This window comes from Geodermatophilus sp. SYSU D00867 (assembly GCF_054050315.1).
On sequence record NZ_JBJGZC010000014.1, the window covers coordinates 55,419 to 72,650 of the forward strand.

Here is a 17,232-nt window from a genome sequence, read left to right on the forward strand (position 1 = left end):
CCCTCGGGGCGGCGGGCCCGTCGCGTCCCCGGGGCGGGATGCGGGGAGGCGCCGCGCACGGCACGGGCACGATGGCGGCAGGACGTCGAGGAGAGGAAGGGGACGACGTGACCGAGGAACGGGGAGGACGACTCCCGGGCTACGGGAACGCGCCGTCGGCGCCCGGCGCCGAGCCCCGGCCGCCGGCCGAGCGACCGGTCGCGGTGCGGGTGGGGATCGGCGCGTTCATGGCCGCGCTGATCCTCGGCCTGGTGTCCTCGGTGGTCACGCTGTCCGACGTCGACGGGATCGTCGCGGAGGTGCAGGCCGCCGCGGGGGCCGAGGTCCCCGAGTCGACGGCGCGGGCCGCGTTCTGGGTCGGCGCGGGCTTCGGGGCGGTGCTGGTGGCCCTGGAGGCGCTGGTCATCCGGTTCGCCTGGACCGGGCGCAACTGGGCGCGGGTGGTGCTCCAGGTCCTCGGTGCGGTCAACGTCCTCGGCGGGCTGTCCGGCCTCACCGGTCCCGGGGCGACCGGCTCGGGGTTCCTCGGGTCGCTGTCGGTGTTCATCACCCTGATCAGCGCGGTCGGGCTCGTCGCGCTCGCCCTGCGGCCGGCCTCCGAGTGGTACCGGGCCGAGGGGGAGCGCCGGCGGTCGTCCGCCCGCTGACCGCCGGCCGGGCGCGCTGCGCGTCCGGGGGTGGCCGGACGGCGGCCCGTCGATCATGATGCGCGGGCAACCGCCACGGGAGAGGACGGACATGACCGCAGGACAGGGCCCGCAGGGCTGGGACCAGCCGGGGCAGGACCCCTACGGCCAGGGCGCGTACGGCCAGGGCGCGTACGGCCAGGGCGCCCACGGGCAGGGCGCCCACGGCGGGTACGCGTCCGCGCCGGCGGCGCCCGACGGCTTCGGCGCGCCCGCCCCGGTCGAGCGCCCCTCGGCCGTGGTGCTGGGCGTGGGCGCCTTCGCGGCCACGCTCGTCCTGGGCCTGGTGAACGCCCTGGTCACGTTCGCGGACGTCGACGGCTTCATCGCGCAGGTGCAGGCCGCCTCGCCCGACGTCGCGATCAGCGAGTCGGCGGCGCGGGCCGCCCTGGTCGCCGGCGCCGGCTTCGCGCTGGTCCTGGTGGCGCTGCAGGTCCTGTTCCTGTGGTTCGCGTGGAAGGGCCGCAACTGGGCGCGGATCGTGCTCTGGGTGCTGGGCGGCCTGGGCGTGGCCGGCTCGCTGGTCGGCTTCCTCGGCGGCGGTGCCCCGACCGTCTCGGGCCTGCTGACGGTGCTGTCCCTCGCCTCGCTCCTGCTCACCGTGGTCGGCATCGTGGCGCTGGCGCAGAAGCCGGCCAGCGCCTGGTACCGCTACCAGGGCTGGCGGCGGGCACAGGGACGCTGATCCGTCGCACGCCATCAGATCTCGTCATCATCTCGTCACCTCCGGTGGTGAACCGCTCGCCCGGCCGGCCCGAACGCCGGACGTGACCACCACCGAGCAGGCCCCCGCACCGGCCACCGGGCCGGACGGGGCCGCCCGCCCCGCCGGCCGCGGCACGCGCCGGCTGCTCGCCGCCCTCGCCGGGCTGCCGGCCGCCGCGGTCGCGCTGGGCGTGGCCGAGCTGGTCGCCGCGTCCGTGGGGCCGGCGTCCTCGCCGGTCGTGGCGGTCGGCGACACGGTCATCACCCTGGTCCCCGAGCCGGTGAAGCAGTTCGCCGTCGCGACGTTCGGCGAGGACGACAAGGTCGCCCTCGTCGTCGGCACGCTGGTCCTCGTCGGGCTGTACGCGGCGCTCGTCGGGCTGGTGTCGCTGCGCTCCCGGCGGACCGGCGTGGCGGGGATCGCGCTGTTCGGCGCCGTCGGCGCCCTCGCCGCGGCCACCCGGCCCGCGGGCGGCCCGCTGGACGCGCTGCCCTCCGTCGTGGGCGCGGGGGCCGGCGTCGTCGCCCTCCTCCTGCTGGTGGCCCCGCTGACCGTGCCGGCCCCCCGGAGTGACGACGAGGCGGTCACGGACCGGCGGCCCGGCGCGCCGCCGACGGCCGACCGCCAGGGCGCCGGCATGGACCGCCGCCGCTTCGTCCTCACCGGCGGCGCCGCCCTGGGCGCGGCCGCGGTCGCCGGCGGCGGCGGGCGGTTGCTGCAGCGCCGGTTCGACGTCAGCGGTGCCCGCGGAGACCTCACCCTCCCGACGCCGTCGTCCCCGGCCGCCGCGCTGCCCCCGGGCGCCGACCTCGCCGAGCGCGTCGAGGGGCTGACGCCGCTGTTCACGCCCAACCGCGACTTCTACCGGGTGGACACCGCGATCACCGTCCCGCAGATCCGCCCCGCCGAGTACCGGCTCGACCTGACCGGGATGTTCGACTCCCCGCGCACGTACACGCTCGCCGACCTGTTCGACCGCGACGACGTCGTCGAGCGCGACGTCACGCTCACCTGCGTCTCCAACGAGGTCGGCGGCGGCCTGGCCGGCACCGCGCGCTGGACCGGCGTCCCGCTCGGCGCCCTCCTCCGCGAGAACGGCGTCTCCGACCGCTCCGACCAGCTGGTCTGCCGCTCGGCCGACGGCATGACCATCGGCGCGCCCACCCGCGCGGCGCTGCAGGTCGAGGACGCGATGATCGCCTTCGGGATGAACGGCGAGCCGCTGCCGGTCGAGCACGGCTTCCCGGTCCGGATGCTCATCCCGGGGCTGTACGGCTACGTCTCCGCCTGCAAGTGGATGACCTCGATCGAGGCCACCACCTACGACGCCTTCGACGCCTACTGGGTCCAGCGCGACTGGGCCGCCCAGGGCCCGGTCAAGGTGGCCTCCCGGATCGACACCCCGGCCCCCCTGCGCCGGTTCCGGGCCGGCCGGCGCCCGATCGCCGGCGTCGCCTGGGCGCAGACCCGCGGCATCGCCCGGGTCGAGGTCCGGGTCGACGACGGCGAGTGGCGGGAGGCCGAGCTCGCCCCGGCGGTGGACGCCGACGTGTGGCGGCAGTGGCGGCTGCCCTTCGACTTCGCCCCCGGCTCCTACCAGCTCACCGTCCGGGCCACCACGGCCGACGGCGAGGTGCAGACCGGGGAACGCGCCCGGCCCTTCCCGAACGGGGCCAGCGGCCTGCACTCCATCCGGGTGATCGCGACCTAGCGGCCCCCGCCCCGCGGGGCGGCACCCGGCACACCCCAGAGCCCGTCTCGGCCACCCGGCCGCAGACGCCTCTCCCGACCCCTCGAACGGGCCGGGGGACCATGGACCGACGACCGAGGAGCACACCCCGTGAAGAGCACCCTGACCCGCGGCCTCCTGCTGGCCTCCGCCTCGACCCTCGCGGTCACCCTGAGCGCCTGCGGCTCGGAGGACACCGGCGCGGCCTCCGACAGCCCGCCCTCCGCCAGCAGCTCGCCGGCGGCGGACGGCGCCGACTCGACGGGGAGCAGCAGCCCGATGGCCGAGCCGGCGTCCGACGAGCCCTTCGGGGCCGCCTGCTCCTCGGTCCCGGCCGACGGCGAGGGCAGCTTCGCCGGCATGACCGACGACCCGGTGGCCACCGCGGCCAGCAACAACCCGGTGCTGTCGACGCTGGTGCAGGCGGTCACCCAGGCCAACCTGGTGGACACGCTGAACACCACCGACGACATCACCGTCATCGCCCCGGCCGACCCGGCGTTCGAGGCGATCCCGGCCGACCAGCTGCAGGCCGTGCTGGCCGACCAGGCGATGCTGACCCAGGTCCTGACCCACCACGTCATCCCGGGCCGGCTCTCGCCGGACCAGCTGGCCGGCACGCACACCACCGTGGCCGGCGACGAGGTCACCATCGAGGGCTCGGGCGAGAGCTTCACCGTCGCCCGGACCGTCACCGGCACCCCGGCCTCGGTGATCTGCGGCAACGTGCAGACCGCCAACGCCACCGTCTACGTCGTCGACCAGGTCCTGGCGCCCGCGCAGGGCTGAGGCGTCACGGCCGCCGGCCCGGTTCCCTCGCGGGAGCCGGGCCGGAACCGTGCGTAGATTCGCCTCCATGACGGCGCCCGCTGCCCAGCCCGACCGCGACCGCCTGCTCGAGCTGGTCGTCGACCTCGCCGTCGTCCACGGGCGGGTCACGCTGTCCTCCGGGCGCGAGGCCGACTGGTACATCGACATGCGCCGGCTGACCCTCCACCACGAGGGCGCGCCGCTGGTCGGCCGGGTGATGCGCCAGCTCACCCGCGACCTGCGCTACGACGTCGTCGGCGGGCTCACCCTCGGGGCCGACCCGGTCGCCACGGCGATGCTGCACGCCGCCGCCGACGGCGAGGGCTTCCTCGACGCGTGCGTGGTCCGCAAGGCCGGCAAGGCGCACGGGCTGCAGCGGCGGATCGAGGGGCCCGACGTCGCCGGGCGGGCGGTGCTCGTCGTCGAGGACGTCTCCACCACCGGCAGCAGCCCGCTGACCGCCGTCGAGGCGCTGCAGGAGGCCGGGGCCGAGGTCATCGCCGTCGCGGTGGTCGTCGACCGCGGCGGGCGGGCCGCCGTCGAGGCCGCCGGCCTGGAGTACCGCGCCGCCTTCGAGCTGTCCGACCTCGGCCTGTCGTAGCCGCGCACTCCCGCGGAGGAGCACGGGACGTCGCCGCGGACGTGCCCGGGATCGGCCGTACGGTGTGGCGGTGACCACACTCGCCACCGCGTGGGTCGACGAGCTCGCCGCCGTGCTCGGCCGCGACGGCGTCCTCACCGACCCCGACGTCACCGCCGCCTACGCCCGTGACCAGGCGATGCTCGCCGAGGCCGGCACCCCCGCCGCGGTCGTCCTCCCCCGGAGCACCGACGACGTCGCCGCGGTCATGCGGGTCGCCTCCCGGCACGGCGTCCCGGTCGTCCCGCGCGGCGCGGGCTCGGGGCTGGCCGGTGCGAGCAACGCCGTCGACGGCGCGATCACCATGGTCATGACCCGCATGGACGCCGTCCTGGAGGTCAGCGCCGCCGACCGGCTCGCCGTCGTCCAGCCCGGCGTGGTCAACAAGCAGCTGCGCGACGCCGTCGCCGGCTCCGGGCTGTTCTACCCGCCGGACCCCTCCAGCTACGACTGGTGCACGATCGGCGGCAACCTCTCGCAGAACTCCGGCGGCCTGTGCTGCGTGAAGTACGGCGTCACCACCGACTATGTGCTCGGCCTCGAGGTGGTCCTCGCCGACGGGCGGGTGCTGCGCACCGGGCGCCGCACGGTCAAGGGCGTCGCCGGCTACGACCTCGCCCGGCTGTTCGTGGGCTCGGAGGGCACCCTCGGCGTCATCACCGAGGCCACGCTCGCGCTGCGCCCGGCGCCGCAGCAGCCGGTGACCCTGGTGGCCACCTTCGCCACCACCGCGCAGACCGGGCAGGTGGTCGAGCGGGTGGTGACGTCCGGGCTGGTGCCCAGCCTGCTGGAGGTCATGGACAACACCTGCATCTGCGCCGTCGACGACCTGCTGCACGCCGACCTCGACCGGGCCGCGCGCGCCCTGCTCGTCGCGCAGTCCGACGCCGGGGGAGAGGCGGCGCTCGCCGAGGTCGAGGTGCTGGCGCGGCTGTGCCGCGAGGCCGGCGCGGAGCTCGTGCACACCACCGCCGACCCCGCCGAGGGCGACCTGCTGCTCGCCGCCCGCCGGATGGCGCTGCCCGCGCTCGAGCAGCTGGGCAGCACGCTCATCGACGACGTCGCCGTGCCCCGCTCGCGGATCGCCGAGTTCCTCGACGGCTGCGACGGCATCGCCGTGCGGCGGGGACTGACCATCGGCGTCGTCGGGCACGCCGGCGACGGCAACATGCACCCGACGGTCTGCTTCGACCCCACCGACCCCGACCAGCGGGCGCGGGCGTTCGCCGCCTTCGACGACGTCCTGGAGCTGGGCCTGGCGCTGGGCGGCACGGTCACCGGCGAGCACGGCATCGGCTCGATCAAGGTCGAGTGGCTGGAGCGCGAGATCGGCGAGGTGTCGCTGGACGTGCACCGCCGGATCAAGGACGCCCTCGACCCGGCCGGCCTGCTCAACCCCGGCAAGGTGCTGCGCCGCAGGGGTTGAGACGGGGGCCTGTCGGGGGTTCCGCGCCCGGGAGATACTGACCGCCGACCAGCGTCGATCGACAGGAGTGCCCCGATGCCCATCGCGACCCCCGAGGTCTACGCCGACATGATCAGCCGGGCGAAGGAGGGCGGCTTCGCCTACCCGGCCATCAACTGCACCTCGTCGGAGACGATCAACGCGGCCCTCCGCGGGTTCGCCGACGCGGGCAGCGACGGCATCATCCAGTTCTCCACCGGCGGCGCGGAGTTCGGCTCCGGCACCCGGGTCAAGGACATGGTCACCGGCGCCGTCGCGCTGGCCGAGTTCGCGCACGTCGTCGCCGAGAAGTACCCGGTCAACGTCGCGCTGCACACCGACCACTGCCCCAAGGACAAGCTGGACTCCTACGTCCGGCCGCTGATCGCGCTGTCGAAGGACCGGGTCGACGCCGGCCAGGCGCCCCTGTTCCAGTCGCACATGTGGGACGGCTCGGCGATCGACCTGGAGGAGAACCTCCAGATCGCCGAGGAGCTGCTCGAGAAGACCGCGGCGGCCAAGATCGTGCTCGAGCTGGAGATCGGTGTCGTCGGCGGCGAGGAGGACGGCGTCGCCCACGAGATCAACGAGAAGCTCTACACCGCCCCCGGCGACTTCGTGGCCACCGCCAAGGCGCTCGGCCTCGGGGAGCGCGGCGTCTACCTGCTGGCGGCGACCTTCGGCAACGTCCACGGCGTCTACAAGCCGGGCAACGTCAAGCTGCGCCCGGAGGTCCTCAAGCAGGGCCAGGAGGTCGTGTCGCAGGAGTTCGGCCTCGGGGACGGCGGCAAGCCGTTCAACTTCGTCTTCCACGGCGGCTCGGGCTCGCTGCAGTCGGAGATCCGCGAGGCGCTGTCCTACGGCGTCGTGAAGATGAACGTCGACACCGACACCCAGTACGCCTTCACCCGGCCGATCGCCGGGCACATGTTCAGCAACTACGACGGCGTGCTGAAGATCGACGGCGAGGTCGGCAACAAGAAGACCTACGACCCGCGCAGCTACCTCAAGGCCGCCGAGACCGGCATGGCCGCCCGCGTCGTCACCGCGTGCGAGGACCTGCTGTCGGCCGGCCAGTCGCAGGGCGCCTGAGCCGTGACCCACGCGCACCAGAACCTGCTCGGCGAGCCGCCGGCCACGCTGCTGCCCGGCGACCCCGAGGCGGAGGCCGCGCTGGCGGCCGGCACGGACCCCGCCGAGGTCGCCGCCGGCCACCCGCGGGCCAGCGCGGCCTGGGCGGCGCTGGCCGAGGCCGCGCTCGCGGACGGCCGCACCATCGAGGCCTACGCCTACGCCCGCACCGGCTACCACCGCGGCCTGGACGCGCTGCGGAAGAACGGCTGGCGGGGCCACGGCCCGGTGCCGTGGTCGCACGAGCCCAACCGGGGCTTCCTGCGCTGCGTCACCGTGCTCGCCCGCGCCGCCGAGGCGATCGGCGAGACCGACGAGCAGGAGCGCTGCACCCAGCTGCTGCGCGACTGCGACCCCTCGCTCGCACCCTGACCCGGGCTCCTTCCCCGGGACCCGGCCCGGATCACCCACGGTCACCGTGACGGGTGAGGCCGCCCCCGCACCACTGCGTTCACCGGGCGGGGCGGCCTCGCCGGGAGAACACTCCGTGACCAGCGCGCCCCGCCGGGGCGCCCGTCACAGGAGGTGTCCGTGGCAACGCTCCTCTGGATCCTCGCCGTCGTCCTGGTGGTCGCCGGCATCTTCGCGATCCTCCGCAAGCAGCTGCTCTGGGGCATCGTGCTGATCGTCGTGGGCCTGCTCGTGGGCCCCGGCGGCGTCAGCCTCTTCACCTGACCCACCCCCGGGCTCGGCGGCCTAGCGGTCGCCGAGCTCGGGGTGCAGCTCCTGCAGGCGGGTGGTCAGCGCGGTGAGCTCCTCACCGCCGGCCATGAGCCGGGTGAGGTCGTCGGCGTCGACGTCGGCGCGGGTGAGGTCGCCGGCCACCTGGCCACGTGCCAGCAGCAGGAAGCGGTCGCCCACCAGGTGGGCGTAGCGCGGGTTGTGGGTGACGACGACGACGGCGAGCCCCTGCGCCCGCGCGCCGAGCACCGCCTGCCCGACCAGCGTGTGCTGGGCGATGGTCATCGGCTCGGTCGGCTCGTCGATCACCAGCGCCCGCGAGCCGTAGTGCACCGCCCGCGCGATCGCCAGGCTCTGCCGCGACCCCGGCAGGAGCGTGTTCACCGGCTGGTCGGGGTCGATGCCGGTGACGCCGATGCGGTCCAGGGCGCGCACGGTGGTCTCCCGGGCGGCGTCGACGTCCAGGCGGCGCAGCGGCCACGGCCGGCGGGTCGGCTCGGCGCCCAGGCACAGGTTGCGCCACACCGGCAGCAGCGGCGCGACGGCGAGGTCCTGCCAGACCGTGGCGATCCCCGCCGCCCGCGCCGCCCGGGGGCTGCGGAAGCGCACCGGGACGCCGTCGAGGAGCAGCTCGCCCTCGTCGTGCCGGCGCAGCCCCGACAGCACCGACACCAGCGTCGACTTGCCCGCGCCGTTCTCGCCGAGCACGCAGGTGATGCGGCCGCCCTCCAGCGCGACCGCGACCCGGTCCAGCGCCGGCACGCCGCCGTGGCGGACGCTCAGCCCGCGCAGCTCCAGCACCGGTGGCACGGCGGTCACGAGCGCGGCGCGGCCCGCAGCCGGGCGCGCACCACCCCTCCCACCAGCAGCGCGACCAGCAGCACGACGCCGAGCAGCGCCTGCGACCAGCGCGGGTCCCACCCGGCGAGCTCCACGCCCTCGCGGGCGGCGGCGTAGAGCAGCGCGCCGACCGCGGCGCCGCCCATCGACCCCTGCCCGCCGGTCAGCAGGCAGCCGCCGATCACCGCGACCACCACGTAGTCGATGGCGCTCACCAGGGCCGGGGTGGCGCCGACGCTCGCGGCCGGCACCAGCGCCAGCGTGCCGAGCAGCCAGCCCGCGGTCGCGGTGAGCGCGTAGAGCACCAGCGTCGTCCGGCGGACCGGCACGCCCAGCTCGCGGGCCGCCCGGCGGGAGCCGCCCATCGCCAGCACCTCGTTGCCGAACCGCGTCCGCCACAGCAGCCAGCCGGCGCCCGCGGTGACGGCCAGCCACCACAGCAGCGACACCGGGAAGGTGCCGCCGCCCACCTCGGCGGTGGCGCCGAACACGGCGGACGCCGAGGACCAGCCGGGCGCCTCGTCCAGGCCGCTGATCCGCGGCGCGCCCGCGACGAGCGGGACGCCGGACAGGGTGGTGCCCTGCAGCACCAGCGCGGTGGCGAGGGTGGCCAGGAAGCTCGGCAGCCCGGTGCGCACCACCAGCCAGCCGTTGACCAGCCCGACGGCGAGGGCCGCGGCCAGCGACGTCGCCAGCGCGGGCCAGATGCCCCACCCGGCGGGGCCGGCGAGCAGCGCGGTGAGGACGGCGCTGCCGAGGGTGACGGTACCGATCGACAGGTCGAAGTGGCCGCCGACCATGAGCAGGCCCACCGCCACGCCGCCGATGCCGAGCAGCGCCGCGGCGTCGAGGACCCCGCCCAGCCCGGCCGGCGTGAGCAGGTCGGGTGTCCGGAGCCCGAACAGGACGAGGACGATCACCAGCCCGAGCACCGCGACCAGGCTGGGCCGGGCGAGGGCCCGGTCGAGCAGCCGCCGGCGCGGCGGGGCGACGCGGAACGCGGGCAGGCGGTCGACGGTCACCGGGCCACCGGGGGGAACGGTCGCAGGAGGGCCTCCTCGGTCTGGAGTGGCTCCAGTGTCCACGACGGCGGCCGCGATCGCGTCCCCCTCAGGGGCGCAGGCGCCAGCGCACCCGGTCGTCGGCGTACCAGGTCCAGCGGGAGACCGGCCGCGGGTAGGGGACGCCGTCGCGGGTGACCCGGGCCGGGTCGCTGGCCAGCTGCAGCGCGCGGCCGGAGCTCCGCCGGGGCGGGCGCATCAGCTGCGGGGAGACGACGACGCGGATCGTGTCGACGGCGGTCCAGTCCGGCCGCACGTCGATCCGCGCCACCATCCCGTCGGCCACCCGGGCGTCGTCGTGGTGGGCCTGCACGCCCAGGCGCGCGGCCAGCGGCAGCCGTCCCTTCTCGGCGGCCTCGTAGCGGCCGTGCTGCAGCAGCACCCCGCCGTGGTCGTCGCGGACCAGCGACAGCTCCCGCTCCCCGCCGCTGCCGATGCCCAGGTCCCGGGCCAGCCCCCGGGAGGCGCTGTCGTCGGCGGGGTCCCAGGACACCGGGACCTCCGCCGTCCGGCCGGCGGCGTGCAGCACGGCCAGCACGCCCGCGAGCGCCGGCACGGGGCCGCGCACCAGCAGGGAGTCCGCGTCCGGCGCCTCGGCGAGGACGGCCCGCTCGGGCGCCCGTCCGGGCGCGAGACCGCGCAGGTCGAACTCGACGAGGGGCATGCCGATACCCTGCCACCTGCCAGCCGGTCGACCGCCGGTGACGAGTCCTGAGGGGGACGACAGCGAGATGCCGGCAGTCGTGCTGATCGGCGCCCAGTGGGGCGACGAGGGCAAGGGCAAGGCCACCGACCTGCTCGGGGGGCGCGTGCCCTACGTGGTCCGCTACCAGGGCGGCAACAACGCGGGGCACACCGTCATCACGCCCGACGGCGAGCGCTACGCCCTGCACCTGATCCCGTCGGGGATCCTCACGCCGGGCTGCACGCCGGTCATCGGCAACGGTGTCGTCGTCGACCCGCAGGTGCTCATCGGGGAGCTCGCGGGGCTGGAGGAGCGCGGGGTCGACACCTCGCGGCTGGTCATCTCGGCCGACGCCCACCTGATCATGCCGCACCACCGCGCGCTGGACCGCGTCACCGAGCGGTTCCTCGGCAAGCGCAAGATCGGCACCACCGGTCGCGGCATCGGCCCCGCGTACGGCGACAAGGTCGCCCGCACCGGCATCCGGGTGGCCGACCTGCTGGACCTGTCGATCCTGCGGCAGAAGCTCGAGGGCACCCTGATCGAGAAGAACCAGGTCCTGGTCAAGGTCTACAACCGCAAGGCCATCGACGTCGACGAGGTGGTCGAGGAGTACGCCGGCTACGCCGAGCAGCTCAAGGGCCGCATCGCCGACACCCGGCTGATGCTCGCCGACGCGCTCGACGCCGGTGAGTGGGTGCTGCTGGAGGGCTCGCAGGGCACCCTGCTCGACGTCGACCACGGCACCTATCCGTTCGTGACGTCGTCGAACCCGACGGCGGGCGGCGCGGCCACCGGCAGCGGCATCGGCCCCACCCGCATCTCCCGGGTGGTCGGGATCCTCAAGGCCTACACGACCCGCGTGGGCTCGGGCCCGTTCCCGACCGAGCTGTTCGACGCCAACGGCGAGTACCTGCGCAAGCAGGGCGGCGAGGTCGGCGTGACCACCGGCCGCGACCGCCGCTGCGGCTGGTTCGACGCCGTCGTCGCCCGCTACGCCAGCCGGGTCAACGGGATCACCGACTACTTCCTCACCAAGCTCGACGTGCTCTCCGGGCTGGAGACGGTGCCGATCTGCGTCGCCTACGACGTCGACGGCGTCCGGCACGAGGAGATGCCGATGACCCAGACCGGCTTCCACCACGCGAAGCCGGTGTACGAGGAGATGCCGGGCTGGTCCGAGGACATCCGGCACTGCCGCTCCTTCGACGAGCTGCCCGCCGACGCGCAGGCCTACGTCCGCCGCCTCGAGGAGCTCTCGGGCGCGCGGATCAGCGTGATCGGCGTCGGCCCGGGCCGTGACGAGAACGTCGTCGTCCACGACCTGATCGACTGACGGGGGACCCCCTGCCCCCGCCACTCGCAGGCTCGCGGCGGGACCCTGCGGGGCCTCCCCGTCGGGCGGCTCCGGTCAGGCGGCTCCGGTCAGGCGGCGGTGTCCACCGCGGTGTCGATCGCGGGGGCGGCCGTCTGCTCCAGCTCGGCGCGGGCGGCGACGACGACGTCGGGGTTGTCGGTGATGATCCCGTCGACCCCGAGGGCGAGCAGCAGCCGCGCGGCCCCGAGCGCGTCGCCCCGGGCGGCCGGGTCCTCGCTGCTGCGCAGGTGCAGCGGGAGGAACTCGTTCTCCGCCGCCAGCGTCCACGGCACCACCGTGAGGCCGGCGGCGTGCGCGCGGGGCAGCAGGTCGGACACGCCGGTCATCCGCTGGTCGGCGTCGCGCAGCAGGACGTGGTCCACGCAGGGCGCGATGCCCTGCGCGTAGGTGGACACCGCGCGCAGCCCGGCGTTGGTGAGCAGGTGGTCGTCGCAGGCGGTGACGTCGACCAGCTGGAACATGGTCGGGCCGTCGTCCCCGAGGTCGGCGCGCAGCCGGCGCAGGGCCGCGGCGTCGAAGGACTGGACGACGACGGTGCCGTCCGGGGAGGTCGCGTCCAGCCGCCGCAGCTCGGCGGCGACCAGCTCGACCATCGGCTGGCCGCGCTCGGCCGACCAGCTGGGCTTCTTGAGCTCGGCGAGCACGCGCACCTGCCGCAGCGGCGTCGACCGCCGGCGGGCCAGCTCCACGACCTCCTCGAGGGTGAGGACCCCGAACTGGCCGTCGTAGGCGGTGTTGAGCGGGCGCAGGTCCGGCCGCCGCTCGACGGCGCGCAGGGTGCGCAGCTCGGCGAGGGTGAAGTCCTCGGCGAACCAGCCGGTGCGCCGCTTGCGGCCCACCCGGCGGGTGGTGCGGCGGTCGGCGAACTCCGGCCGGGTGGCGACGTCGGTGGTGCGCGACAGCTCGTTCTCGTGCCGCGCGATCAGCGCGCCGTCCTTCGTGACGACGATGTCGGGCTCGATGAGGTCGGCGCCCATGTCGATGGCCAGCTCGTAGCTGGCGATCGTGTGCTCCGGCCGGTAGGCGCAGGCACCGCGGTGCCCCACCACGAGAGGACGGGAGGACCGGGCCACGGCGGGAGTCGCAAGCGACTCGATCGCGTGCATGCCATCCAGAACACCCGACGGAGGTGTCGGGATGGCGAACGCGGACTGGCGAGTCTCTGAGAATTGGGAGGACACCGCGCTGACCTGCGCGGGACCATCCACCCCGTGACACATCTCTCAGGGATCGGCTGGTCCCGGGCGCGTCTGGAGCAGCTCCCGCCGGGGACCGAGCCCGGACGGGTGGCGCGGGTCGACCGCGGCCGGCTGACCGTGCTCACCGCCGACGGCGAGCGGCGCGTGCACCCCGCCGCCGCGCTGCACGACCCCGACGGCGTGGCGGCACCCGCGGTCGGCGACTGGGTGGCGCTGCGCGGGGAGCTCGCCGTCGCGCTGCTGCCCCGCACCTCGGCGTTCACCCGCACGGTCGCCGGGCGCACCTCCGCCGCGCAGGTCGTCGCCGCGAACCTGGACCTGGTCCTCGTCGTCGACGCGCTCGCCGGCCCGACCCGGGCCCGCCGCGTCGAGCGCTACCTCGCCGTCGCGTGGGGGAGCGGGGCGACGCCGGTCGTCGTCCTCACCAAGGCCGACCTGTGCGACGACGTGGCCGCCGCCGTCGCGGAGGTGGCCGAGGACGCCGTCGGCGCGCAGGTGCTGGCCGTCAGCGCGCGCACCGGCGCGGGCCTGGACGCGCTGCGGGCGCTGCTCGGGCCCGGCGTGACGGCGGCGATGGTGGGGCCGTCCGGCGTCGGGAAGTCCTCGCTGGCCAACGCGCTGGCCGGCCGCGAGGTGGCGCCCACCCGGGAGATCCGGGAGGCCGACGGCCGCGGCCGGCACACCACCACCTCCCGCGAGCTGCACGTCCTGCCCGGCGGCGGCCTGCTCGTCGACACCCCCGGCATGCGCGAGCTCGGCCTCCACGACGACGAGGGCGTGGACACCGCCTACGCCGACGTCGCCGAGCTGGCCGCCCACTGCCGGTTCCGCGACTGCGAGCACCGCACCGAGCCCGGGTGCGCCGTCGCCGCGGCGATCGACGAGGGCCGGCTCGACCCGGGCCGCCTGCTGGGCTGGCGCAAGCTGCAGGCCGAGGCGCGCCGCCAGCTGCTGCGGGCCGACGCCCGCGCCCGCGCCGCCGAGCACCAGCGGGTCAAGGCGCTGCACCGGGCGTACCGCTCCCAGCCGAACCGGGTGCGGTAGCAGGCCCCGTCCAGGGCACCGCCCCGAGCGTGCGAGGGGTGGGGAGGACGGGGTCCTCCATGGGTAGGGTCGCGGTCCGTGCGCGTGCTCGTGATCGGCTCCGGTGCCCGGGAGCACGCCCTGTGCGTCGCTCTGCAGTCCGACCCCGCGGTGACCGCGCTGGCCTGCGCGCCGGGCAACGCGGGCACCGCCCGCATCGCCGAGCAGGCCGCGCTCGACGTCGCCGACCCGGTGGCGGTGGCCGCGCTGGCCACCGGCTGGGCCGCCGACCTGGTCGTCGTCGGCCCCGAGGTGCCGCTGGTCGCCGGCGCCGCCGACGCCGTCCGCGACGCCGGCGTCGCCTGCTTCGGCCCGTCGCAGCAGGCCGCGCAGATCGAGGGCAGCAAGTCCTTCGCCAAGCACGTCATGGCCGCCGCCGGGGTGCCGACCGCCCGCTCCTGGCCCGTCGGCGGGCCCGCCGAGCTGGAGACGGCGCTCGACGAGGCAGGCGCGCCGTACGTGGTCAAGGACGACGGGCTGGCCGCCGGCAAGGGCGTCGTCGTCACGACCGACCGGGACGCCGCGGTCGCCCACGGGCACCGGGTGCTCGACGCCGGGGGAGCGGTGCTGGTCGAGGAGTACCTCGACGGCCCCGAGGTGTCGCTGTTCGCCGTCACCGACGGGACGACGGTGCTGCCGCTGCTGCCCGCGCAGGACCACAAGCGCCGCGACGACGGCGACGCCGGCCCCAACACCGGCGGGATGGGCGCCTACGCCCCGCTGCCCTGGGCGCCGCCGGGCCTGGTCGACGAGGTGCTGGCCACCGTGCTGCAGCCGACCGTCGACGAGATGCGCCGCCGCGGCGAGCCGTTCAGCGGGCTGCTCTACGCGGGCCTGGCGCTGACCTCGCGCGGTGTGCGGGTGGTCGAGTTCAACGCCCGCTTCGGCGACCCCGAGACCGAGGTCGTGCTGCCGCTGCTGGAGACCCCGCTGGCCGGGGTGCTGCACGCCGCGGCCACCGGCACGCTCGCCGGCCACCCGCCGCTGCGCTGGCGGTCCGGCGCGGCCGTCACCGTCGTCGTCGCCGCCGCCGGCTACCCCGAGGCGCCGCGCACGGGCGACCCGGTGACCGGCGCCGACGGCGAGGGCGTGCTGCACGCCGGCACCACCGTCGACGCCGAGGGGACCGTCCGCTCGGCCGGCGGGCGGGTGCTCGCGGTGACCGCGACCGGCGCCGACCTCGCCGCGGCGCGGCAGGCGGCCTACGAGCGGGTGGCCGCCGTCCGGCTCGCCGGCGCGCACTGGCGCAGCGACATCGCGCTGGCCGCCGTCGAGGGCCGGATCGCGGTCCCGGGATGACCGACCCGGCCGACGCGGTCTGGAACCGCGCCTGCGACCCGGACGGGCCGTCCCCCCACCCCGGCGACGCCGCCCTCGCCGCGGTCCTCCTCTGCCACGGGATGGCGGTGAACGGCGGCCTGCTGCACGCGGTGCAGGGCCTGGAGCCCGATCAGGTCGAGCGGGCGGTGGCCGGGTTCCGGCTGTTCGGGCTGGACACGGCCGCGGAGGCCGTGGCGGACGTCGCGCGGCAGGCCACCGGGCTGGGGGAGGACGACCTCGACGCCGCCGAGCGGCTGGAGGTCGAGGCGGACCGCCGCTACGCCGCCGCGCTGCCCGAGTGGGACGAGACGGTCGAGCGGGCCTTCCGGGAGCACCTCCGCCGCTCCCCCGGGGACTACGCGCCCGTCCAGCCCCGGACCCCGACCGCCGGGCGGGCCCGCTCCGGGCGCGGCTCGGGCGGCCGCGGGCCGTCGTGGCGCCGGGACAGGTAGGTGCCGGCGACGTTCGCGCAGGCCACCACCGGCACCGCGATCAGCGCGCCGAAGATCCCGGCGACGAGCAGGCCGGCGGCGATCGCCAGCACGACCGCCAGCGGGTGCACGTGCACCGCCTTGCCCAGCAGCAGCGGCTGCAGGACGTGCCCCTCGAGCTGCATGACCAGGACGACGATCGCCAGCGCGATCAGTGCCTTGATCGGGCCGACGGCGACCAGCGCGACCAGCACCGCGATCGAGCCGGCCAGGAACGACCCGATGATCGGGATGAACGCGCCGAGGAACACCAGCGCGGCCAGCGGGATCACCAGCGGCACGCCGAGGACCGCCAGGCCGATGCCGATGCCGACGGCGTCGACCAGCGCCACGGCGACGGTGGCGCGGACGTAGGAGATGAGCGTGCGCCACGACCGGCGGGCGGCCTCGTCGATGAACGCGCGCGAGTCGCGGGGGAACAGGCCGACCAGCCACAGCCAGATGGACCGGCCGTCCTTGAGGAAGAAGAAGAGCGTGAACAGCGCCAGGACGACGCCGGTGAACACCTCGCCGACCGTGGCGGCCGTGGTGAGCGCGCCGGTGGCCAGCGTCTCCCGGTTGGACACGATGGCGTCCTGGGCGGCGGTCACCGCGTCGTCGATCTGCCGCTGGGTGACCGGGAAGGTCTCGACGACGAAGTCGCGGATCTGGTCGAGGCCCTGGCTGACCTGGTCGGCGAGGTCGGAGAAGCCGGCGCTGAACCGCTCGACGACCAGCGTGATGATCCCGGCGACGACGGCCAGCCCGACCAGCAGCATCGCCATCGCGGCCAGCGACCGCGGCCACCCGCGCCGGATGAGCGCGGCCGCACCCGGCTGCAGCAACGCCGCCAGCAGCAGCGCGACCATGACCGGGACGATCACCACGGCGACGTACGCCGCCGCGTAGAGCAGCACGTACAGCCCCGCGAGGACGACGATCAGCCGCCACGACCAGGCCGCCGCCGTGCGCAGCGCGCCGGGCACCGCGGCGTCGCCCTGCGGGGCCTCGCGGCCCGGGCCCAGCAGCCGGCGGCCGCGCTCGGCGGCCCGGTGCGGGCGCCCGCCTTCCGGGGGGCCGCTCACCCCGCCCGCGCCCAGCGGCCCGTCGAGGTCGGGGGCGCCGGGCTCGGGACTGCCGAGCGGCGGCTCACCGTCGGCCAGCGGGTCGACGGGACCGGCGTCGGCCTCCTCGTCGTACACCTCGTCGTGCACCAGGATCGCCCGGTCGTCGTCGCGCTCGGGCCACGCGTGCGGGTCCCGCTCACCCGCCGCCCGGATGCGCTCACGCGCGCGGGCGACCAGGGAGCCGGCCTGTCGCAGCATGGGGTCCTCCGCGGTCGGTGGGGGCCGTTCTCGATCACGCTAGC

The 17,232-nt window shown here is 76.0% G+C and carries 18 protein-coding genes; 13 read left to right on the plus strand and 5 right to left on the minus strand.

What is annotated here, in order from left to right:
- The first annotated feature begins 107 nt into the window (after positions 1-107).
- The 9 genes from ACI8AK_RS14630 (at position 108) to ACI8AK_RS14670 (ending at position 7,821) form a co-directional block, all read left to right on the plus strand.
- On the plus strand, positions 108-647 hold the full coding sequence (locus ACI8AK_RS14630; protein WP_456903908.1) for a hypothetical protein: 540 nt from the start codon (positions 108-110) through the stop codon (positions 645-647).
- A 91-nt stretch (positions 648-738) separates the two neighbouring features.
- Positions 739-1,371 (plus strand): hypothetical protein, encoded by a 633-nt coding sequence (locus tag ACI8AK_RS14635; RefSeq protein ID WP_456956835.1) that lies wholly within the window; start codon positions 739-741, stop codon positions 1,369-1,371.
- A gap of 82 nt (positions 1,372-1,453) precedes the next feature.
- Positions 1,454-3,103: a molybdopterin-dependent oxidoreductase gene (locus tag ACI8AK_RS14640; RefSeq protein WP_456956836.1), complete on the plus strand. Its 1,650-nt coding sequence runs from the start codon at positions 1,454-1,456 to the stop codon at positions 3,101-3,103.
- 129 nt (positions 3,104-3,232) lie between these two features.
- Positions 3,233-3,910: a fasciclin domain-containing protein gene (locus tag ACI8AK_RS14645; protein WP_387992088.1), complete on the plus strand. Its 678-nt coding sequence runs from the start codon at positions 3,233-3,235 to the stop codon at positions 3,908-3,910.
- A 67-nt stretch (positions 3,911-3,977) separates the two neighbouring features.
- Entirely contained in the window at positions 3,978-4,532 is a 555-nt protein-coding gene (pyrE, locus tag ACI8AK_RS14650; RefSeq protein ID WP_456903916.1) for an orotate phosphoribosyltransferase, read from the plus strand.
- Positions 4,533-4,602: 70 nt separating this feature from the next.
- On the plus strand, positions 4,603-5,997 hold the full coding sequence (locus ACI8AK_RS14655) for an FAD-binding oxidoreductase (RefSeq protein WP_456956838.1): 1,395 nt from the start codon (positions 4,603-4,605) through the stop codon (positions 5,995-5,997).
- A 75-nt stretch (positions 5,998-6,072) separates the two neighbouring features.
- Positions 6,073-7,107 carry a class II fructose-bisphosphate aldolase gene (fbaA, locus tag ACI8AK_RS14660; protein ID WP_387992097.1) on the plus strand — a complete coding sequence of 345 codons (1,035 nt, stop codon included), beginning with the start codon at positions 6,073-6,075 and terminating at the stop codon, positions 7,105-7,107.
- A gap of 3 nt (positions 7,108-7,110) precedes the next feature.
- Complete coding sequence (locus ACI8AK_RS14665) at positions 7,111-7,518, plus strand: DUF3151 domain-containing protein (protein WP_387992100.1); 408 nt, start codon at positions 7,111-7,113, stop codon at positions 7,516-7,518.
- Positions 7,519-7,677: 159 nt separating this feature from the next.
- Positions 7,678-7,821, plus strand: coding sequence for a GPGG-motif small membrane protein (locus ACI8AK_RS14670; RefSeq protein WP_387992103.1), 144 nt, complete (start codon positions 7,678-7,680; stop codon positions 7,819-7,821).
- A gap of 21 nt (positions 7,822-7,842) precedes the next feature.
- On the opposite strand, the gene ACI8AK_RS14675 is transcribed toward ACI8AK_RS14670, so the two are convergent.
- The 3 genes from ACI8AK_RS14675 to ACI8AK_RS14685 all read right to left on the minus strand — a co-directional run bounded on the left by ACI8AK_RS14675 (position 7,843) and on the right by ACI8AK_RS14685 (position 10,392).
- Positions 7,843-8,646: an ATP-binding cassette domain-containing protein gene (locus tag ACI8AK_RS14675; RefSeq protein WP_387992106.1), complete on the minus strand. Its 804-nt coding sequence runs from the start codon at positions 8,644-8,646 to the stop codon at positions 7,843-7,845.
- On the minus strand, positions 8,643-9,689 hold the full coding sequence (locus tag ACI8AK_RS14680) for an ABC transporter permease (RefSeq protein ID WP_456956839.1): 1,047 nt from the start codon (positions 9,687-9,689) through the stop codon (positions 8,643-8,645). The genes ACI8AK_RS14675 and ACI8AK_RS14680 overlap by 4 nt, the downstream gene beginning before the upstream one ends.
- Before the next feature lie 88 nt (positions 9,690-9,777).
- On the minus strand, positions 9,778-10,392 hold the full coding sequence (locus ACI8AK_RS14685; RefSeq protein ID WP_387992112.1) for a hypothetical protein: 615 nt from the start codon (positions 10,390-10,392) through the stop codon (positions 9,778-9,780).
- Between the two features lie 67 nt (positions 10,393-10,459).
- Here ACI8AK_RS14685 and ACI8AK_RS14690 point away from each other — a divergent pair, with 67 nt between their 5' ends.
- Positions 10,460-11,749 (plus strand): adenylosuccinate synthase, encoded by a 1,290-nt coding sequence (locus tag ACI8AK_RS14690; RefSeq protein ID WP_387992115.1) that lies wholly within the window; start codon positions 10,460-10,462, stop codon positions 11,747-11,749.
- A gap of 89 nt (positions 11,750-11,838) precedes the next feature.
- On the opposite strand, the gene ACI8AK_RS14695 is transcribed toward ACI8AK_RS14690, so the two are convergent.
- On the minus strand, positions 11,839-12,840 hold the full coding sequence (locus tag ACI8AK_RS14695; RefSeq protein ID WP_387992118.1) for a glycerophosphodiester phosphodiesterase family protein: 1,002 nt from the start codon (positions 12,838-12,840) through the stop codon (positions 11,839-11,841).
- A 162-nt stretch (positions 12,841-13,002) separates the two neighbouring features.
- Between ACI8AK_RS14695 and rsgA the strand changes: the two genes are divergently transcribed.
- The 3 genes from rsgA to ACI8AK_RS14710 all read left to right on the plus strand — a co-directional run bounded on the left by rsgA (position 13,003) and on the right by ACI8AK_RS14710 (position 15,845).
- Positions 13,003-14,034, plus strand: a complete 1,032-nt coding sequence (gene rsgA, locus ACI8AK_RS14700; protein ID WP_387992121.1) for a ribosome small subunit-dependent GTPase A — start codon at positions 13,003-13,005, stop codon at positions 14,032-14,034.
- A gap of 78 nt (positions 14,035-14,112) precedes the next feature.
- Positions 14,113-15,372 carry a phosphoribosylamine--glycine ligase gene (purD, locus tag ACI8AK_RS14705; RefSeq protein WP_387992123.1) on the plus strand — a complete coding sequence of 420 codons (1,260 nt, stop codon included), beginning with the start codon at positions 14,113-14,115 and terminating at the stop codon, positions 15,370-15,372.
- Positions 15,369-15,845, plus strand: coding sequence for a hypothetical protein (locus ACI8AK_RS14710; RefSeq protein WP_456956841.1), 477 nt, complete (start codon positions 15,369-15,371; stop codon positions 15,843-15,845). The genes purD and ACI8AK_RS14710 overlap by 4 nt, the downstream gene beginning before the upstream one ends.
- On the opposite strand, the gene ACI8AK_RS14715 is transcribed toward ACI8AK_RS14710, so the two are convergent.
- Positions 15,749-17,188, minus strand: coding sequence for an AI-2E family transporter (locus ACI8AK_RS14715; RefSeq protein WP_387992126.1), 1,440 nt, complete (start codon positions 17,186-17,188; stop codon positions 15,749-15,751). The genes ACI8AK_RS14710 and ACI8AK_RS14715 overlap by 97 nt on opposite strands.
- Positions 17,189-17,232: the final 44 nt, after the last annotated feature.

Bases quoted from the DNA above. Each gene is read 5' to 3' on its own strand.
- ACI8AK_RS14710 (WP_456956841.1), top strand. From the start codon at position 15,369: ATGACCGACCCGGCCGACGCGGTCTGGAACCGCGCCTGCGACCCGGAC.
- ACI8AK_RS14715 (WP_387992126.1), bottom strand. From the start codon at position 17,188: ATGCTGCGACAGGCCGGCTCCCTGGTCGCCCGCGCGCGTGAGCGCATC.
- pyrE (WP_456903916.1), top strand. From the start codon at position 3,978: ATGACGGCGCCCGCTGCCCAGCCCGACCGCGACCGCCTGCTCGAGCTG.
- fbaA (WP_387992097.1), top strand. From the start codon at position 6,073: ATGCCCATCGCGACCCCCGAGGTCTACGCCGACATGATCAGCCGGGCG.
- ACI8AK_RS14635 (WP_456956835.1), top strand. From the start codon at position 739: ATGACCGCAGGACAGGGCCCGCAGGGCTGGGACCAGCCGGGGCAGGAC.
- ACI8AK_RS14685 (WP_387992112.1), bottom strand. From the start codon at position 10,392: ATGCCCCTCGTCGAGTTCGACCTGCGCGGTCTCGCGCCCGGACGGGCG.
- ACI8AK_RS14690 (WP_387992115.1), top strand. From the start codon at position 10,460: ATGCCGGCAGTCGTGCTGATCGGCGCCCAGTGGGGCGACGAGGGCAAG.